Origin of the sequence: Aquitalea sp. ASV11 (assembly GCF_016429185.1) — a bacterium.
In the GTDB taxonomy this organism is placed as follows: Bacteria; Pseudomonadota; Gammaproteobacteria; order Burkholderiales; family Chromobacteriaceae; genus Aquitalea; species Aquitalea pelogenes.
Genome location: NZ_JAELUD010000001.1, coordinates 56,257 through 73,037, shown reverse-complemented (window position 1 = coordinate 73,037; position 16,781 = coordinate 56,257). Strand labels below are relative to the sequence as shown.

The 16,781-nt window shown below is 61.2% G+C and carries 19 protein-coding genes; 12 read left to right on the top strand and 7 right to left on the bottom strand.

All coding sequences use genetic code 11. From position 1 onward, the window contains the following. Positions 1-21 precede the first annotated feature (21 nt). The 7 genes from JHD62_RS00345 to rraA all read left to right on the top strand — a co-directional run bounded on the left by JHD62_RS00345 (position 22) and on the right by rraA (position 6,766). Positions 22-573 (top strand): hypothetical protein, encoded by a 552-nt coding sequence (locus JHD62_RS00345; protein ID WP_199101306.1) that lies wholly within the window; start codon positions 22-24, stop codon positions 571-573. After that, a complete protein-coding gene (gene rsxB, locus JHD62_RS00340; protein WP_199101305.1) occupies positions 570-1,145 on the top strand; it encodes an electron transport complex subunit RsxB in 576 nt (191 codons plus the stop codon). Before JHD62_RS00345 ends, rsxB begins: the two co-directional genes overlap by 4 nt. After that, on the top strand, positions 1,142-3,115 hold the full coding sequence (locus JHD62_RS00335; RefSeq protein ID WP_199101304.1) for a 4Fe-4S dicluster domain-containing protein: 1,974 nt from the start codon (positions 1,142-1,144) through the stop codon (positions 3,113-3,115). Before rsxB ends, JHD62_RS00335 begins: the two co-directional genes overlap by 4 nt. Then, entirely contained in the window at positions 3,112-3,888 is a 777-nt protein-coding gene (locus tag JHD62_RS00330; protein WP_199101303.1) for an RnfABCDGE type electron transport complex subunit D, read from the top strand. Before JHD62_RS00335 ends, JHD62_RS00330 begins: the two co-directional genes overlap by 4 nt. A 99-nt stretch (positions 3,889-3,987) precedes the next feature. Then, positions 3,988-4,620: an endonuclease III gene (gene nth, locus JHD62_RS00325; protein WP_178970719.1), complete on the top strand. Its 633-nt coding sequence runs from the start codon at positions 3,988-3,990 to the stop codon at positions 4,618-4,620. 96 nt (positions 4,621-4,716) lie between these two features. Further along, on the top strand, positions 4,717-6,195 hold the full coding sequence (locus JHD62_RS00320) for a DegQ family serine endoprotease (RefSeq protein WP_199101302.1): 1,479 nt from the start codon (positions 4,717-4,719) through the stop codon (positions 6,193-6,195). A gap of 91 nt (positions 6,196-6,286) precedes the next feature. Next, positions 6,287-6,766: a ribonuclease E activity regulator RraA gene (gene rraA / locus JHD62_RS00315; RefSeq protein ID WP_199101301.1), complete on the top strand. Its 480-nt coding sequence runs from the start codon at positions 6,287-6,289 to the stop codon at positions 6,764-6,766. Positions 6,767-6,794: 28 nt separating this feature from the next. Here the strand turns inward: rraA and JHD62_RS00310 are convergent, their stop codons facing one another. From JHD62_RS00310 to pcnB, 7 genes are all read right to left on the bottom strand, one after another. After that, positions 6,795-7,208 carry a GFA family protein gene (locus tag JHD62_RS00310; RefSeq protein WP_233160463.1) on the bottom strand — a complete coding sequence of 138 codons (414 nt, stop codon included), beginning with the start codon at positions 7,206-7,208 and terminating at the stop codon, positions 6,795-6,797. 165 nt (positions 7,209-7,373) lie between these two features. Beyond that, positions 7,374-7,754 (bottom strand): aspartate 1-decarboxylase, encoded by a 381-nt coding sequence (gene panD / locus JHD62_RS00305; protein WP_199101300.1) that lies wholly within the window; start codon positions 7,752-7,754, stop codon positions 7,374-7,376. 23 nt (positions 7,755-7,777) lie between these two features. Beyond that, on the bottom strand, positions 7,778-8,611 hold the full coding sequence (panC, locus tag JHD62_RS00300) for a pantoate--beta-alanine ligase (RefSeq protein WP_045847078.1): 834 nt from the start codon (positions 8,609-8,611) through the stop codon (positions 7,778-7,780). A 17-nt stretch (positions 8,612-8,628) separates the two neighbouring features. Then, positions 8,629-9,420: a 3-methyl-2-oxobutanoate hydroxymethyltransferase gene (gene panB, locus JHD62_RS00295; RefSeq protein ID WP_199101299.1), complete on the bottom strand. Its 792-nt coding sequence runs from the start codon at positions 9,418-9,420 to the stop codon at positions 8,629-8,631. A 48-nt stretch (positions 9,421-9,468) separates the two neighbouring features. Further along, positions 9,469-10,110: a deoxynucleoside kinase gene (locus JHD62_RS00290; RefSeq protein WP_045847076.1), complete on the bottom strand. Its 642-nt coding sequence runs from the start codon at positions 10,108-10,110 to the stop codon at positions 9,469-9,471. Positions 10,111-10,132: 22 nt separating this feature from the next. Then, on the bottom strand, positions 10,133-10,612 hold the full coding sequence (folK, locus tag JHD62_RS00285; RefSeq protein WP_199101298.1) for a 2-amino-4-hydroxy-6-hydroxymethyldihydropteridine diphosphokinase: 480 nt from the start codon (positions 10,610-10,612) through the stop codon (positions 10,133-10,135). After that, positions 10,609-11,973, bottom strand: coding sequence for a polynucleotide adenylyltransferase PcnB (gene pcnB, locus JHD62_RS00280; protein ID WP_199101297.1), 1,365 nt, complete (start codon positions 11,971-11,973; stop codon positions 10,609-10,611). The genes folK and pcnB overlap by 4 nt, the downstream gene beginning before the upstream one ends. Positions 11,974-12,181: 208 nt before the next feature. On the opposite strand from pcnB, the gene JHD62_RS00275 reads away from it, so the two are divergent. From JHD62_RS00275 to JHD62_RS00255, 5 genes are all read left to right on the top strand, one after another. After that, on the top strand, positions 12,182-12,919 hold the full coding sequence (locus JHD62_RS00275) for a hypothetical protein (protein WP_199101296.1): 738 nt from the start codon (positions 12,182-12,184) through the stop codon (positions 12,917-12,919). Between the two features lie 329 nt (positions 12,920-13,248). Next, positions 13,249-13,551, top strand: coding sequence for a hypothetical protein (locus JHD62_RS00270; protein WP_045847073.1), 303 nt, complete (start codon positions 13,249-13,251; stop codon positions 13,549-13,551). A gap of 145 nt (positions 13,552-13,696) precedes the next feature. Then, entirely contained in the window at positions 13,697-15,097 is a 1,401-nt protein-coding gene (locus JHD62_RS00265) for an MATE family efflux transporter (RefSeq protein WP_199101295.1), read from the top strand. A 2-nt stretch (positions 15,098-15,099) separates the two neighbouring features. Continuing rightward, complete coding sequence (murB, locus tag JHD62_RS00260) at positions 15,100-16,125, top strand: UDP-N-acetylmuramate dehydrogenase (protein WP_199101402.1); 1,026 nt, start codon at positions 15,100-15,102, stop codon at positions 16,123-16,125. Between the two features lie 27 nt (positions 16,126-16,152). After that, positions 16,153-16,776 (top strand): HAD family hydrolase, encoded by a 624-nt coding sequence (locus tag JHD62_RS00255; RefSeq protein ID WP_199101294.1) that lies wholly within the window; start codon positions 16,153-16,155, stop codon positions 16,774-16,776. The last annotated feature ends 5 nt before the right edge of the window (positions 16,777-16,781 follow it).

Below are 16,781 nucleotides of genomic sequence, written 5' to 3'. Positions count from 1 at the left end.
GCTTTCCGGATACTCTGCGCCATGAATTTCGGGCTCTATCTGCCACTGTTTGCCCTGATGGCCTGTCTGCAGCACTGTCAGGCCGGCCGACAGCGTGCCCCCAGCCTGGCCTTGCCTGCCGCAGCCGCCATGGGGCTGACCCTGCTGATCAGCCTGTTGCTGGGCAATCTCGGCCTGGCGCTACTGCAGCCCCTGACCGGCCCGATGCCGGGGCTGCCTGCCATCATCATCCTGCAAAGCGCCAGTGCCCTGTCGCTTGCCTGGCTGCTCAACAACAAGACAGGCAACGCCAGCCGCGCACTGAGCCTGCGTCCGGGCTGGCTGCTGGCCAACAATCTGCTCTTGAGCCTGCCGGGTAGCTGGATATCGCACGCGCCTGCCAGCCTGGGCAGCAGCATGCAAAGCCTGTTGCTATCGGCCTTGCTCAGCCTGTTACTGGCTGTATTTGCCTGTTTGCCAACCCGCCTGGCACGTAGCCGCTTGCCTGCCATGCTGCGAGACCTGCCCGCCCTTTGGCTGTGTGCCCTGCTGCTGGCACTGGCCCTGCACAGCCTGGGAGCCCGACTGTCATGAATATCCTGTTCCTTATCGCCTTGCTGCTGCTGGCCATCTGGCTGCTGCGCAGCGTGATGACCAAGCGTCAGCAACAAGCGCAAAATGCTGATCCGCGCCCGCTGGTAGAACAAATTGATGCCATCCTGCCGCAAACCCAGTGCGGCCAGTGCGGTCACGCCGGATGCCAACCCTATGCCGCCGCGCTGGCCAAGGGCGAGGACAGCATCAACCGCTGCCCGCCCGGTGGCGAGGAAGGCATACGCAAACTGGCTGCACTGCTGCATACCGATTACCTGCCCTTTGCCGCAGACACCCCGCCCAGCAAACCCAAGGCCGTGGCGCTGATTGACGAAAGCACCTGTATCGGCTGTACGCTCTGCATTCAGGCCTGTCCGGTAGATGCCATCCTGGGTTCGGCCAAGCAGATGCACACTGTACTGGCAGACGAATGCACCGGTTGCGAACTCTGCCTCGTTCCCTGTCCGGTGGATTGCATCAGCATGCGTCCGGCCACCAGCAGCCCGAACGACTGGCGCTGGGGCTACCCGGTGATTGCCATCAAGGCCGTCAAGCACGAGGCAAGGTCATGAGGCGTTTTCTCTCCTTGCCTGGCGGGTTCAAGCTGCCCTTGCCCGGCCGCAAGCATGACAACACCGCTACTACGACCCTGCCGCTGCCAACGCGCCTGCTACTGGGCCTGCAACAGTGCCAGCCTTGCGTGCAGCCTGGCCAGCACGTCCTGAAATACCAGCGCCTGGCCGATGCAGACAGTGAATACGGTGTTGCCCTGCATGCACCGACATCCGGACGCATCATCGCCATCCAGCCCCAGGCCCAAGCCTTGCCCGGCACACCGCTGGCCAACACCCTTGTTCTGGAAGCAGATGGGCGGGATGAAGCCCTGCCGCTGCATGCAGGCGACCCGACCCTGCTCACTCCGCTCAGTCTCGCCCTGCAACTGCAAGACATGGGGGTCGCGGGCACTCACGGCCCCCTGCTGCCGCTGGACTGGGCCATGCAAACACATGCACTGTCCCTGCTGATCATCAATGCGGTAGAAGACGAGCCCTGCCTGACTGCCACCTCCAGCTTGCTGGAACAGCAAGCCGATAAACTCGTGGCCGCCATTGCCATGCTGGAACAAGTCCTGCAGCCCGGACGCATAGTGCTTGCCATCAGCCACACCGGCAGTGCCGAGTCCATGCAGGCAGCCGCCAGCCAGCACGGCTGGCACATCAGTACCATCAATGCGCCCTATCCGGCGGCGGATGAAACCACGCTGACCCGCCTGCTGGCCAGCCCGGCAGAAGCAGCACACTGCCTGTGTCTGCCAGCCGATGCCGTGGTTGCTGCTGGTGCCGCCATCCTGCATGGCCAGCCCTGCATCAGCCGCTTTGTTACCCTAGACGGCAAGCTGGACAGAGCAGGTAGCGTGCAGGCACCGCTGGGTACTCCGCTGAGCCATCTGTTGAACTTTGCCGGTGCCAGTGCCGATTGTGCCATTACCCATGGCGGCGGTTTGCGTGGCTATGCACTGCCAGCCGATCAGGCTGACGCGATGGGGCTGCACTGGCATAGCCAATGCCTGCAAGCCCGCACGCCAGATATCGCCGGTCAGCAACAGGACTGCATCCGCTGCGGCGACTGCCTGCGCATCTGCCCCAGCAAGCTGCAAGCACAGGAGCTTTACTGGCATTGCCAGCAAAACAATATGGAAGAGGCCAACGCCTGGGGCCTGCAGGACTGTACCCTGTGCGGACTGTGCGATGCCGTTTGCCCCAGCCAATTGCCCTTGCTGGAAACCTTCCGCCACACAGCCTTGCACTACCAGAACACACAACAACAGCAACAGCAGGCTGACCTGGCCAGACAGCGCCATCGTTTCCGCCAGTTCCGGCTGGAACGGGACAAACAGGAAAAAGCCCAGCGCCTGGCCGCACGCGCCGCCGAGCAGGCCGCCAAACGCGAACAGGCTGCCACCGCAGCGCAGCCGGAAAGCAAGGCCTCACCGGCAGCAGCCGACAAACAAGCCGCCATTGCCGCAGCCATGGCCCGCGCCGCCGAGCGCAACAGCCAGCATCTGGGAAAACAGTCCACCGGCGCTGCGGACAACACGCAAGCAGATGCCCGCGCCGCCGCCATTGCGGCTAGCCGGCAAGCCGCCATTGATGCAGCCATGGCCCGCGCAGCAGCCCGCAAGTCTGCGCAGGATGCCGCCAAAGCTGCCCGCGCCGCTGACACGCAGGACAGCCTTGCAGCAACAAGCGATGACAAACAGGCCCTGATTCAAGCCGCCATGCAGCGCGCCGCCGCGCAAAAAGCAGCACAACCCACAGCAGCACCGGCCAGCATGGATGCGGACAAGAAAGCCCTGATCGAAGCCGCCATGCAGCGCGCCGCCGCGCAAAAAGCAACACAGCCCACAGCAGCACCGGCAGGCATGGATGCGGACAAAAAAGCCCTGATCGAAGCCGCCATGCAGCGCGCCGCCGCGCAAAAAGCCGCGCAAGCCGACAAGGCCGCCTCAACAGGCCAGCCAGAGAAACCGGAAAACACATGACAACCACCACCATGCGACTTGCCCCCAGCCTGGCTCGCCGCCAGGGCCTGACGCTGTTTGCCCTGTTGCCGGGTGTGCTGGTCTTGCTGACGCAGCAAGGCAGGCTCGCCCTGTTCAACCTGCTGCTGGCCCTGGGTTGCAGCGTGCTGAGCGACATGGCCTGCCAAGCCTCGCGCAAGCAGCCGCTGGCCACCAGCTGGAGACAGCCCGCCAGCCTGTTAACGGGGACGTTACTGGCACTGTTGCTACCCATAGACACCCCGGCGGCCCTGCTGCTTGCTGCCTGCATGATTGCCGTGTTGTGGCGACAACTGTTTGGCGGAACCGCCCACGGACCGATTCACCCGGTCCTTGTCAGCCTGTTGGTGCTGTCACCCTGTCTGCCCACCATCCTGCCCGCTCAAAATGCAGCGCTGAGCCTCGCCTTGCTGGGCGGTGGCGTGTGGCTGCTCTGGCAAGGTCTGATTGCCTGGCAAGCACCCGCGGGTTTCTGTCTGGTATTGCTGGTGAGCCTGCCACTGGGCACCGGCTGGTTACTGCTGCAGCCCGCATTGTGGCTACTGCTTGGCTGGGTGATGACGGATGGCAACAGCACCCCCATCACGCCACGGGGCAGGCTCATTCATGGTCAGGCTGCCGGCCTGCTGTGTGTCGGCTTTGCCGCGCTGACCCAGTGGTCGGACATTACCCCGCTGCTGGCAGCCATCCTGTTGCTGCTCAGCGCTGCCGCGCCGCTGGTGGACCAATTGCTGCAGCCAGCCCCTCGCACGTAGAAACCACAGTGGCTTCGGCAGCGCCCCTGCCTGCGCTACAATCACCGGTGCGCCATTTTCCGGACGCACCGGTACTCAACCAGCCATCAGCCAGCCGCCATGAACGCCACCAAGCGCTACGAAATCTTCCGCCGCCTGCGCGAGCACAACCCCACCCCCACCACGGAACTGGAATACCGCACGCCGTTCGAGCTGCTGATTGCCGTCCTGCTGTCGGCCCAGGCCACCGACGTCAGCGTCAACAAGGCCACCCGACCGCTGTATGCCGTAGCCAACACCCCGGCCGCCATGCTGGCGCTGGGCGAGGAAACCGTGGCCGACTACATCAAGACCATCGGCCTGTACCGCACCAAGGCAAAGAATGTGATTGCCACCTGTCGCCTGCTGCTGGAAAAACATGGTGGCGAAGTGCCCGACGACCGTGAAGCGCTGGAAGCCCTGCCCGGTGTGGGACGCAAAACAGCCAATGTGGTACTGAACACCGCCTTTGGCCACCCCACCATCGCTGTGGATACGCATATTTTCCGCGTGTCCAACCGCACCCGGCTGGCACCGGGCAAGGATGTGCGTGAAGTGGAAGACAAACTGCTGCGTTATGTGCCGGCAGAATTCAAGGTAGATGCACACCACTGGCTGATTCTGCTTGGTCGCTATGTGTGCAAGGCGCGCAAACCGGAATGCCATCGCTGCGTGATTGCCGATTTGTGTGAATACCCGGCAAAACCGGTATGATTAAATGATTGCCAGCGGAATATGGCTGGCAGTTCTCTGGAAATACAGCTGATCGTCCCTATATCGGTCTGAAAGCCTCCCCGAAAGGATAATTCTGTGACTCCGTATCTTCGCCCCATCGTCGGCGCCCTTCTGGCTGCGTCGTTGCTTTCGGGTTGCGACAAGATCGAAAGCCTGTTCCACAAGCAAAGCCAGCCCGCGCCGGTGGCTGTACCTGCACAGTCGGATGGGCGTGTCGCCATGTTGCTGCCTGACTTTACCCAACTGGTCGAGCGTGATGGCCCGGCCGTGGTAAACATTCAGGCCAACCGCACAGAGGCGGCACCACAGCAAAGCGAAATGCCTTTCCCGGTACCGGAAGACGACCCGCTGTTCGACTTCTTCAAGCGTTTCATCCCCAACCAGCCCAACCAGCAGGACCAGACGCCGGAAGAAAGTGTGTCCTTTGGCTCCGGTTTCATCATCAGTGATGACGGCTACATCATGACCAATGCTCACGTGGTGAGCGGCGGCAGCCAGATCAAGGTGATGCTGACCGACAAGCGCGAGCTGAAAGCCCGCCTGGTGGGCCTGGACAAACGTACCGACGTGGCACTGCTGAAAGTGGATGCCTCCAGCCTGCCGGTGGTCAAGATCGGCAGCCCGTCCCAACTCAAGGTGGGCGAATGGGTGGCGGCCATCGGCGCACCTTTCGGCTTTGAAAACACGGTGACGGCAGGCATTGTGTCGGCCAAGGGCCGCAGCCTGCCGGATGAAAACTACGTTCCGTTCATCCAGACCGACGTGGCCATCAACCCTGGCAATTCCGGTGGGCCGCTGTTCAACCTGCGTGGCGAAGTGGTAGGTATCAACTCGCAGATTTACAGCCGCTCCGGTGGTTTCATGGGCATTTCCTTTGCCATCCCGATTGACCTGGCCATGAATGTGGCCGAGCAGATCAAGGCCAAGGGCAAGGTCAGCCGCGGCCAGCTGGGCATCAATATCCAGGAAGTATCGCAGGAGCTGGCGCAATCCTTCGGCCTGCCCCGCCCCAGTGGTGCGCTGGTGGTGCGTGTGGATCCGCAAGGCCCTGCCGGCAAGGCCGGTCTGCAGACCGGGGACATCATCCTCAAGCTGGATGACCGCAATATCGAAAGCTCGAAAGACCTGCCGATGATGGTGGGTTCGCTGCAACCGGGTGCCAAGGTCAAACTGTCGGTATGGCGCAAAGGCGAAGAGAAAACCATTCAGGCCACGCTGGGCGAACTGGCACCGGAAGCCAGCCCCCAGGCCAAGCAGCAGGACGAAGCCGCTCCGCAGAATTTCCAGTTTGGCAAACTGGGGCTGACCGTCACCGAGCTGACCGCACGCCAGCGTACCGAGCTGGGCCTGAATGGCGGCCTGCTGGTACAGAAGGCGCAAGGTGCGGCGGCACGCTCCGGCCTGCAACATGGCGACGTGATCATGGGGCTGAACCAGAATGAAATCACCTCGGTGAAGAGTTTCGAGAAGGCGCTGTCCAGCGCGCATGGCAAGATAGCCTTGCTGGTGCGGCGTCAGGACAGCACGCTGTTCGTGCCGCTTCGCCTCGATTGAGCATGCCGACAAGCCGCCGCAAGGCGGCTTTTTCACGGCTGCCGATATCGCTGCCGACATCCAATAAACCAGCAAAAGCAAAGGAGAGAAAATGAGTTTTCTGACTACCGATTTGTGCGATGCCAATGAAGGCCGGGTGCGTGTGGTCGAGCCCATGTTCCAGCGCTATGGCAACCATGCCCGCTTTGCCGGGCAAATCGTCACCCTCAAGCTGTTTGAGGACAACACCCTGGTGCGCGAAACCCTGGCCCAGGATGGCCATGGCAAGGTGCTGGTGGTGGATGGCGGCGGTTCTCTGCGCTGCGCGCTGCTTGGCGACCAGATTGGCGACCTGGCGGTGGCCAATCACTGGGAAGGAGTGGTGATTTATGGCTGCATCCGCGATTCGGTAGCGCTCAACCAGCTGCCCTTGGGCATCCGCGCACTCAATACCCATCCATTGAAATCGGTGAAGCGCGGCGAAGGCCAGCGCGACCTGCCGGTAAGCTTTGGCGGTGTCACCTTTACACCGGGTGAATGGCTGTATGCTGATGAAGACGGTGTGATTGTAGCGGCACAGGCCCTGCTCTGACACGCCAGCTTCACACTTCCCTTACCAGTCACGCGCCGTCGTGACTGCGTTCATGTACCGGCAAGGCGGCCTGCTTTGCCGGTTCGCCCCAGTCCAGATGCTCTTGCCACCAGGTATGGAATTCCGGCGCCAGTTGCTCCGGCGCGTCCAGCGAGGCAGCGGTGATGTCGATATCGTCCGGGTCGGACTCATGCTGATAACTGAGCGTGGCCCCGCAATGCGGACAGAAACCGCGCTGCACTGCCGTTGATGAGTGATAGTAGACCGGCTTTTCACTCAGCCACTCCAGTTCGATCAAACGCACGGTGAACCAGGTGAGAAACGCCGCACCACTGGCCTTGCGGCAGCTGATGCAATGGCAATGCGTGACATGAAAGGGCTGGCCATGCACCCGGTAGCGCACGGCGCCACACAGACAGCCGCCATTCAGAATGCTGCTCATGATGGTCTCCTGCTGGGCGGAGCCTGGCTTGGACAGGCACCGACGTTTGGCGTGCTTGTTCAAAAACTATAGACAGTTATAAGCAGTCTTGCAGGATCAATGGCGGGCATGAAAAAACGATGCCGTTTTGCGGCATCGTTTGCGTGGGAAAACGACTGGCTGATATCAGGCCGGCTGGGTAGGTGTCTGGTTATCCAGTGCCGTCATCTGGTTGCGCTCATCAACAAACACCAGCTTGGGCTGATGATTGACCAGCTCGGCATCTTCATACTGGGCAAAAGAGGCGATGATCAGCAGGTCGCCCGGCGCAGCACGGCGTGCGGCCGAACCATTGACCGAGATGACACCGGAGCCACGCTCGGCCTTGATGGCGTAGGTGGCAAAGCGCTCACCATTGTTGACGTTCCAGATCTGCACTTCCTCGTATTCACGGATATCGGCAGCTTCCAGCAGGTTTTCGTCAATGGCGCAGGAACCGATGTAGTGCAGCTCCGCGTGCGTGGTGGTGACACGGTGCAGCTTGGACTTGAGCATGATGCGTTGCATGGTACTGAATTCCCCGGCCCGCCTTAGCGGGTGATTTCCACATTATCAATCAAACGAGTACGACCCAGACGGGCGGCAGCCAGCACCACCAGGCGCTTTTCACCGGCGTGGGCGATTTCCAGGGTATCGGCCTGGCGCACTTCAACATAATCCACCGTCCAGCCTGCCTGTTGCAGGTCGGCGCTGGCCTTGGCTTCCAGCCCGGCGTAGTCGTTGTCCCCGGCCAGCAAGGCTGCGCGCATGGCGGACAGGTTACGGTACAGGCGCGGTGCTTCGGCGCGTTCTTCGGCAGTGAGATAGCCATTGCGCGAAGACAGTGCCAGCCCGTCTTCCGCCCGGCCGGTATCCACCGGCACGATGGCAACCGGAATGTTCAGGTCGTCCACCATGGCCTTGATCACATGCAGTTGCTGGAAGTCCTTCTTGCCGAAACAGGCCACATCCGGCTGCACGATATTGAACAGCTTGCTCACCACCGTGGCCACGCCTCGGAAATGGCCGGGGCGGAAGGCACCGCACAGCTCGTTCTGGATATGCGGCGGCTCTACGTTGAAATCCTGCTTCACGCGCGGGTACAACTCCTGCTCGGTGGGGAAGAACAAGGCGTCCACGCCGGCGGCTTCCAGCTTGGCACAGTCGGATTCGAAGGTGCGCGGATAGGCGTCGAAATCCTCACCCTGACCAAATTGCAGGCGATTGACAAAAATGCTGACCACCACCTTGTCGGCATGCTCGTGCGCGGCGGCAACCAGCGCGAGGTGACCCTCGTGCAGATTACCCATGGTGGGAACAAAGGCCAGCTTACCGGCCTGGCGACGCCATGCACGCATGGCTGCCACGCTGCGGATGATTTCCATTTCCTTACCCTTTTGGCTTAGAAGGTATGTTCGGCAGCCGGGAAGGTCCCTGCCTTGACTGCCTTGACGTAGGCTTCGACCGCACCCTGGATGCTGCCGGCCTCATTCATGAAATTCTTGACGAAACGGGCTTTCTTGCCCGGATACACACCGAGGATGTCGTGCAATACCAGCACCTGACCGCTGACATCAGCACCGGCACCAATGCCGATGGTGGGCACGGGAACTGCTTCGGTCACGCGCGCGGCCAGTTCGGCGGGCACACATTCCATCAGCACCAGGCTGGCACCGGCATCGGCCAGCTTGCGGGCGTCATCCAGCAGGCGTTCGGCATCGCTCTGGGTCTTGCCCTGTACGCGGTAGCCGCCAAAGGTATTGACGAACTGCGGGGTAAGGCCGATGTGCGAACAGACCGGAATACCACGCTCCACCAGGAAGCGGGTGGTTTCTGCCATGAAACCGCCACCTTCGAGCTTCACCATGTGGGCACCGGCCTGCATCAGGCGGGCAGCATTGGCAAACGCCTGCTGCGGGCTTTCCTGATAGCTGCCGAACGGCAGGTCGCTCAGTACCATGGCATCGCCGGCACCAGCGGCAACGCAACGGGTGTGGTAGACCATTTCTTCCATGGTCACCGGCAGGGTGGAATCACGATTCTGGATCACCATGCCCAGAGAATCGCCCACCAGCAGAATCTCTACCCCGGCCTGATCAAGGAGGGTGGAAAAGCTTGCGTCATAGCTGGTGAGCATGACGATCTTCTGGCCTTCGGCGGCCATCTTCTGCAGGGTGTTGACGGTAATTTTCATACCTGTACTTCCTCGGTGTGGTCGGGAAATGCAAGGCGTCACTTGTATTCAGACGCTCTTGTTGAAGTAGCTGCGCTGTCCGCGCATCTCGCTGATGCAGCGCAACAATAGCTCGAAATCCTCGTTACCATCAACCAACTCGAGATGGTCGGTATTGACGATCAGCAAGGGGGCTGCTTCGTACTGATGGAAAAATTCGCTGTACGCGGCATGTACGCGCTTGAGATAGCCTTCGGGGAAATCCTGCTCCAGCTGGCTGGCGCGGGCGGCACTGCGCTCCAGCAATACCTGCTCGGAAGCTTGCAGGTAAATCACCAGGTCCGGCACCGGATATTGCGGCAGCAGTTGCTGGGCCAGGCGCTGGTACAGCGCCAGTTCCTGCTCGTCCAGATTCACCCGGGCAAACAGGGCATCCTTTTCAAACAGGAAGTCGGACACCACCGGGCTGGCCAGGGTATCGCCCAGCAACATGCCGCGTGCCATGTCGGCCCGTTGCATCAGGAAGGACAGCTGGGTAGCCAGGCCATGCGAGGCGACATTACGGTAAAAACGCGGCAAGAAGGGGTTGGCGGCCGGGTCTTCGGCCAGCAATTGCACACCCCAGTAGCTGGCCAGCCGACGGGCCAGTGCCGATTTGCCCGAACCGATGGGGCCTTCAACTACCACATAACGCAAATGGCTATGACTCATGATGAGCTCCTAGAACGGCAGGCTAGGCCAGCTTGCGCACACCACTGCAATCCAGAGTGGCGGCAATGGCAGCGGCCTGGCCATGCCCCCCTACCGGCAGGTCGGGGGCGATTTCTGCCAACGGTACCATGACAAAGGCGCGCTGGTGCATGCGCGGATGCGGCAACATCAGCTGCGGATCATCCAGCACGGTATCCTGATACAACAGGATGTCCAGATCCAGAACCCGGGGGGCATTGCGGAAGCTGCGCTCACGCCCGAAACCGGCTTCGATCTGCATCAGCGCCTGCAGCAAGTCATGCGGACTCAGGCTGGTTTGCAGCTGTGCCACGGCATTGATGAAGTCCGGCTGATCCAGATATCCCACCGGGGTGGTGAGATAAAGAGAAGAATGCGCAAGCACGCTGGTGCCGGCAAGAGCAGCAAGGGCCGCTAGCGCGGCCCTGATTTGCTCGGCCGGTTGCTCCAGGTTGCTTCCCAGAGCGACATAGGCCAGGCTCACTCGGCCTCTCCCCCTCCACCGGTGCTCTCGGCACGGCGGCGGTTGCTGGTGCGACGACGACGGCGATTTTTGGCCGGTTCGTCAGCGCCACTGTTCTTGGCTTCGTTGATCAAGGCTTCGCGTTCGGCCTGATCACCACGCTGGAAGGCTTCCCACCATTCCACCAGGCTGGCCGGCAGCTCGCCTGCTTCGGCGCGCAGCGACATGAAGTCGAAGGCGGCACGGAAGCGCGGCTGTTCCAGGAAGCGGTAAGGACGGGCACCGGTACGACTGTCGAAGCGGCCTTGCAGCGTCCAGATTTCGCGCATGGTGACGCTGAAACGGCGCGGAATGGCAAAGTCGTTGTCCTGCTCGTTTTCCACGTCGGCAATCGCCATCTGCAAGGCTTGCAGTGGCTTTTCACCAGCGGCGATATGTTGCTGCCAGTGCTGGTTCACCTGTTGCCACAACAAGGTGGCCAGCAGGAAGCCAACAGACACCGGCTTGTCGGCACGGATGCGCGCATCGGTACTTTGCAGGCCCAGTTGCAGGAACAAATCGTCGCCATCCTCGCCCATCACCGCGTCCAGCAGCGGGAACACCCCGCGCGACAGTCCTTCCTCGCGCAGCTTTTTCAGGCAGGCATAGGCATGGCCGGACATCAGCAGCTTGAGCATTTCGTCAAACAGCCGGGCCGGGGGTTCCTTTTTCAGCAGATGGGCATGGGCACGGATGGGCTTGCGGGTGTCTTCGTCAATGTCGAAGCCCAGCTTGGCGGCCAGGCGCACCGCACGCAGCATGCGTACCGGGTCTTCCTGATAGCGCCGTGCCGGCTGGCCGATCATCACCAGCTTCTTGGCCTTCAGGTCCTTCACCCCGTGGTGATAGTCGATGATGGACTCGTCGGACGGATCGAAGAACAGCGCATTGACGGTGAAGTCACGGCGGTGCGCGTCTTCTTCCTGACTGCCGAAGGTGTTGTCCGCCATGATGCGGCCGGATTCGTTCTGGTCGTCGATGCCACCACCGCGGAAGGTAGTCACCTCGATGGTTTCCGGGCCCACCATCACGTGCACGATGCGGAAACGCCGGCCAATGATGCGCGAACGGCGGAACAGATGATGCACCTGCTCCGGCGTGGCATTGGTGGCGACGTCAAAATCTTTGGGTGCGACATCCAGCAACAGGTCACGCACAGCCCCCCCTACCACGAAGGCAGAGAAACCGGCTTCCTGCAGACGGGAAGTCACCTTGAGCGCAGCAGTGCTGAGCTGATCGCGGCGAACGCCATGCTGGGACAGCGGAATCACGCGTGGTTTGCTACGGCGTTTGCCCATGCCAGACGGCAGCTCCAGTACTTTACGGATAAGCTTGCGGATCATTTAGAGGAATAAGGACGTGGAATGAAGGGATTCGCAAGAAAGGAATTCAAGCGGCAGATTATAGCCTGAATCTTCTGACAAGATATACCGCTCTGGCCCATTTTCTCCTCGCAGGCAATAGGCCACATGCCCGGTGATGATTGCCCGCCGTCGGCAGCGGGCCTAGAATCGCACACCATCTGCCGCATTTTCCGTGTAAAGACCGCCCGTGATTCCCTTACTCGCCCTGGATATCCAGACCCTGCCTGATGTCGATGGCATCCGTACCCTGTACCAGCTGGATGCCGACATCAGCGATGCAGACGTCGTTTACTTTGCCCTGCAACGCAGCCGGGCCAGCCGGGCGGATGAATTCCTGCCCTACCACCTGCATCGTGTGGTCGGCATTCATGCCGTCCTGCACATCCGTCAGGAAGTGGTTTTGCACCACTCCCTGCCCGGGCAGGATGAAGCGGGCATGCTGCAAACCCTGTCCACCCTGCTGAACGAACACATGCCGCAAATTGTCAGCTGGCAAGGTTCCCAGTTGATGCTGCCGGTATTGCGCCATCGCGCCATGATGCATGGCATTGCCTTCCCCGGCGGTGCCAACGGGCTGTTTGGCCAGACGCTGGAACTCAGCCGCCTGCTGTGCCAGAACGCCCAGCCTGGCTGTGTACCGCAGCAGGAAATGGCCGGCCTGTGCGGCTTGCCGCGCATTCCCGATTACGACGCGGCCCAGTCCTGGGCCATGGCAGCGGCAGGCCAGTTGCCGGCCCTGCTGGCACACAGCGCACAGCGCGCCGCCTGCCATTACCTGATGTGGCTGCGCCTGGCTGCGCTGCAAGGGCAGATTTCCGCCCTCACCCGCAGCCAGCACGAGCAAAAGCTTGCCCAACTGCTAGGCCAGCAAGGCGCAGGATGGCAGGATTTCCTGCAACAGTGGACGGCATGCAACAGGGCTTGACAGGCTTTTCTGACGGGAATAATCTTTTCCCATGCGCCGATTTGATACAGCTTGCTGGGCGCACTATAAATGCCAGCTAAAGCGTGAGTCGGAAAACCCGCTGCGCTCTCTGGCCCGGCGGGTTTTTCTTTTACCGTCTTAATAGTGCGCGCACTGTGCGACATCGGGCATGTTGAAAGTAGTACCGTTTTACCGTTCCGGGCTGTGTCCGGAACACCGGCGCCGAGTTAATCGACAACTTGCAGGGCGCCCAAAAATCCTGCTAAAGCGTCGCCTGACGGTAAGGTTGGGCACGCAACAGCGCCACCCATACCCGATGGAGTTTCACCATGTACGATTGCCTGCAAGACAGCTGTAGCGACTTTTCCTTTGCCGTATACGATGCCGTGGGAAGAAAACGCCCCCTTCAAGGCAGCCTGACTGCCACCTTGTTGTCCGCCGACAGCACCCTGCCCCTGCAAGACCTGATCAACTACGCTGACCAGCTGGGTTACAGCAGCCAGCTGGATGAAAGCGGCTTGCTGACCATTCATGATGTCGGCCTGCTGGATGCACTGAACATCAACAGCCGCTTTGGCCAGCATCTGATCATCAGCTGCGATTTGCGCCGCGAAACGCCAGTACGTTTCTGAGCGCAGCAGACGTTTGCTCGCCCATTCCGGCAGCACAGGCTGAAGCGCGCCAGCACATGGCTGGCGTCGCCATTGCACAAGACAGGCCGGGCAGCGGCTCCTTATAATGGAGCGCTTGCCTACCTTGTCGAATTGATCCGCCTCCATGCTGCAGGAACTCAAAAGCGCTGCGCCCGGTGCCATTGCCGGTGAAGCCAGACAGATCGTCCGCCTTGCCTTGCCGATGATGATTGCCCAGGTCGCCCAGGTGGCCACCGGCTTTGTCGATACCGTCATGGCTGGCCGCGTCAGTACTGACGATCTGGCAGCCGTGTCGCTGGGTGCCAGCATTTTCATCACCGTCTATGTGACCCTGATGGGCGTGGTGACGTCGCTCAACCCGGTATTGAGCCATCAGCTGGGCGCTGGAGAGAAAGAACAGATTGGCGAAACCGGTCGCCAGGGTATGTGGTTCGGCCTGTTTGTCGGCCTGCTTGGTGCCGCCGCCATGCTGCTGGCCGAACACCCCTTGCGCCTGTGGCTGCAACTGCCAACCGACGTGGAAGACAAGGTGATGCTGTTCATCACCGGCACAGCCGTGGGCATGCCCGCTGCCATGGTGCACCGTGCCCTGCATGCCTATGCCTCCAGCCTGAACCGGCCCAAGGTGATCATGGTGGTCAGCCTGATTGCACTGGCGCTCAATATCCCGCTCAATTACGCGCTGATTCACGGCCTGTACGGCCTGCCCAGACTGGGGGGGGCCGGTTGCGGCTGGGCCACCGGCATCGTGTTCTGGTTCAACTGCCTGACGCTGCTGGCTTATATCTGCTGGCATCACCATTTCCGCCCCTACGGCCTGACCAGCCGGATGAGCTGGCCCGACTGGAAACGCTACGGGGCATTCCTCAAGCTGGGCCTGCCTATCGGCCTGTCCTTCTTTGTCGAGGTCAGCCTGTTTTCCTTTATCGCCCTGCTGATTGCCAAGCTGGGCATGACGGTGGTGGCCAGCCACCAGTCGGTGCTCAATTTTTCCAGCATCATCTACATGCTGCCGCAAAGCATTTCCACCGCGCTGACGGTAAGAGTCGGCCAGCGCGCCGGTGCTGGCGACTACCATCAGGCCCGTTTTGTCGCCGGAGTCGGCCTGCTGGTGGGGCTGGTCACCGCGCTGTGCACCATGTTGCTGGTGCTGTGGCTGCGCAGTGACATCATGGCCATCTATTCACCAGACCCCAAAGTGATTGCCATGGGCTCCAGCCTGCTGTTGTTTGCAGCTGTATTCCAGCTGACTGATGCCGCCCAGACCATTGCCTCCGGCGCACTGCGCGGCTACAAGCTGACCACCATTCCCATGGTGATCCACATTACCGCCTTCTGGGGCATCGGACTGGGGCTTGGCATCACGCTGGGGCTTACCGACTGGCTGGTTTCCCCGATGGGCATTTACGGTTTCTGGCTGGCACTGGTCATCAGTCTGAGCATTGCCGCCCTGCTGCTGGTGAGCTATCTGGCGCGGGAAAGCCGCCTGCGCCTGCTGCGCCACAACACCCTGCAAGAAAGCTGATGATGACGCTGTGCATTCAATCGCAAGTTTCGCTCAAACCCCATAACACCTTTGGCATGGATGTCAGCGCCGCCCATTTCTGCCAGCTGGACGACCTGGCCCGGCTGCCTGCCCTGCTGGCCGACAAGCACTACCAGCAAGGCCCGGTACTGTGGCTGGGTGGCGGCAGTAATCTTTTGCTGACACAAGACTACTCCGGCCTGGTGGTCAAACTGGGCCTGCGTGGCATCCGCGTAGTGGAAGACAATGGCGACAGCCTGCTGGTGGAAGCCGCCGCCGGGGAAAACTGGCATGACTTTGTGCGCCACTGCCTGCAACAAGGCTGGTACGGGCTGGAAAACCTCAGCCTGATTCCCGGCACGGTGGGTGCCTGCCCGGTGCAGAATATCGGTGCCTATGGTGTGGAAGTGAAGGACCGCATTGCCCAGGTGGTGTGTGCCGATTTGCATGCCAATGGTGCGGAAGTCGTACTGGACAACGCAGACTGTCGCTTTGCCTATCGCGACAGCGTTTTCAAACACGAAGCCGCCGGTCGCCTGCTGGTGACTGCCGTGCGCTTCCAGCTGACTCGCCAGCCGCAACTGAAAACAGCCTATGGCGACATCCAGCAGGAGCTGGACAAACGTGGCATCAGCCACCCCACACCGCTGGATGTCAGCGATGTGGTGATGGCCATCCGTGCCAGCAAGCTACCCAACCCGGCAGAGCTGGGCAATGCCGGCAGTTTCTTCAAGAACCCGGTCATCAGCCAGACTCAGGCCGATGCACTGTTGCAGCGCTTTCCTGCCCTGCCGCATTACCCGGCCGGGCCCGGTAAGGTAAAACTGGCAGCAGGCTGGCTGATTGATCAGGCTGGCCTGAAAGGCTACCGCCAGGGTGATGCCGCGGTTCATGACCGCCAGGCACTGGTGCTGGTGAATCATGGTACCGCCAGCGGCAGCCAGATGTGGGCACTGGCACGCCATGTGCAGGACACGGTGCGTCAGCGTTACGGTGTGGAACTGGAAGCCGAACCGCTGGTCTTGTAACACCCGGCTTTTATGAAGGAAACAGACATGCAAGCGACACGACACGGCAAGCGGCCGGTGCTGGTTTTCGATCTGGGCGGTGTGCTGGTGGACTGGAACGGCATCGACACCCTGATGGCCGTGTCGCAAGGACGTCTGGAACGTGAACAGGCCAGGCAGTTCTGGATGCATACGCCGGAGGTGGCGCTGCTGGACACTGGCCGGGTGACACCGGAGGAATTTGCCCGGCTGATGGATGAACGACTGCAACTGGGACTGGGCACTGCGGCCATGCTGCAAGCACTGGACGACTGGCTGCAAGGCCCCTACCCCGGCGTGCGAGAGCTGCTGCAACAACTGGGCGCACACTACCGGCTGGCCGTGCTCAGCAATAACAATGCGCTGCACTGGGGCAAGATCGAGCGCCAGTTCGACATCCTGCCCTTGTGCGAAACCTGCTTTGCCTCACACCACCTGGGCTTGCGCAAGCCGGACCTGGCGGTTTACCACCATGTGCAGCAAGCCTTGCAGGCAGATGCTGCCGACATCATCTTTTTTGATGACAACATCGAATGCGTGCACAGCGCCACGCAAGCAGGCTGGCAGGCCTGCCACACCGTCGGTTTTGACGCGGTGCGACAGGCAGTACAGGCTCACCGCCTGCTGGACTGAAACAT

Coding starts and splice junctions, on each gene's coding strand:
- panD (WP_199101300.1), bottom strand. CDS start 7,754: ATGCAACGCATCATGCTCAAGTCCAAGCTGCACCGTGTCACCACCACG.
- panB (WP_199101299.1), bottom strand. CDS start 9,420: ATGAAAATTACCGTCAACACCCTGCAGAAGATGGCCGCCGAAGGCCAG.
- panC (WP_045847078.1), bottom strand. CDS start 8,611: ATGGAAATCATCCGCAGCGTGGCAGCCATGCGTGCATGGCGTCGCCAG.
- JHD62_RS00335 (WP_199101304.1), top strand. CDS start 1,142: ATGAGGCGTTTTCTCTCCTTGCCTGGCGGGTTCAAGCTGCCCTTGCCC.
- JHD62_RS00265 (WP_199101295.1), top strand. CDS start 13,697: ATGCTGCAGGAACTCAAAAGCGCTGCGCCCGGTGCCATTGCCGGTGAA.
- JHD62_RS00310 (WP_233160463.1), bottom strand. CDS start 7,208: ATGAGCAGCATTCTGAATGGCGGCTGTCTGTGTGGCGCCGTGCGCTAC.
- JHD62_RS00345 (WP_199101306.1), top strand. CDS start 22: ATGAATTTCGGGCTCTATCTGCCACTGTTTGCCCTGATGGCCTGTCTG.
- JHD62_RS00330 (WP_199101303.1), top strand. CDS start 3,112: ATGACAACCACCACCATGCGACTTGCCCCCAGCCTGGCTCGCCGCCAG.
- pcnB (WP_199101297.1), bottom strand. CDS start 11,973: ATGATCCGCAAGCTTATCCGTAAAGTACTGGAGCTGCCGTCTGGCATG.
- nth (WP_178970719.1), top strand. CDS start 3,988: ATGAACGCCACCAAGCGCTACGAAATCTTCCGCCGCCTGCGCGAGCAC.
- rraA (WP_199101301.1), top strand. CDS start 6,287: ATGAGTTTTCTGACTACCGATTTGTGCGATGCCAATGAAGGCCGGGTG.
- murB (WP_199101402.1), top strand. CDS start 15,100: ATGACGCTGTGCATTCAATCGCAAGTTTCGCTCAAACCCCATAACACC.
- JHD62_RS00270 (WP_045847073.1), top strand. CDS start 13,249: ATGTACGATTGCCTGCAAGACAGCTGTAGCGACTTTTCCTTTGCCGTA.
- JHD62_RS00255 (WP_199101294.1), top strand. CDS start 16,153: ATGCAAGCGACACGACACGGCAAGCGGCCGGTGCTGGTTTTCGATCTG.
- JHD62_RS00290 (WP_045847076.1), bottom strand. CDS start 10,110: ATGAGTCATAGCCATTTGCGTTATGTGGTAGTTGAAGGCCCCATCGGT.
- rsxB (WP_199101305.1), top strand. CDS start 570: ATGAATATCCTGTTCCTTATCGCCTTGCTGCTGCTGGCCATCTGGCTG.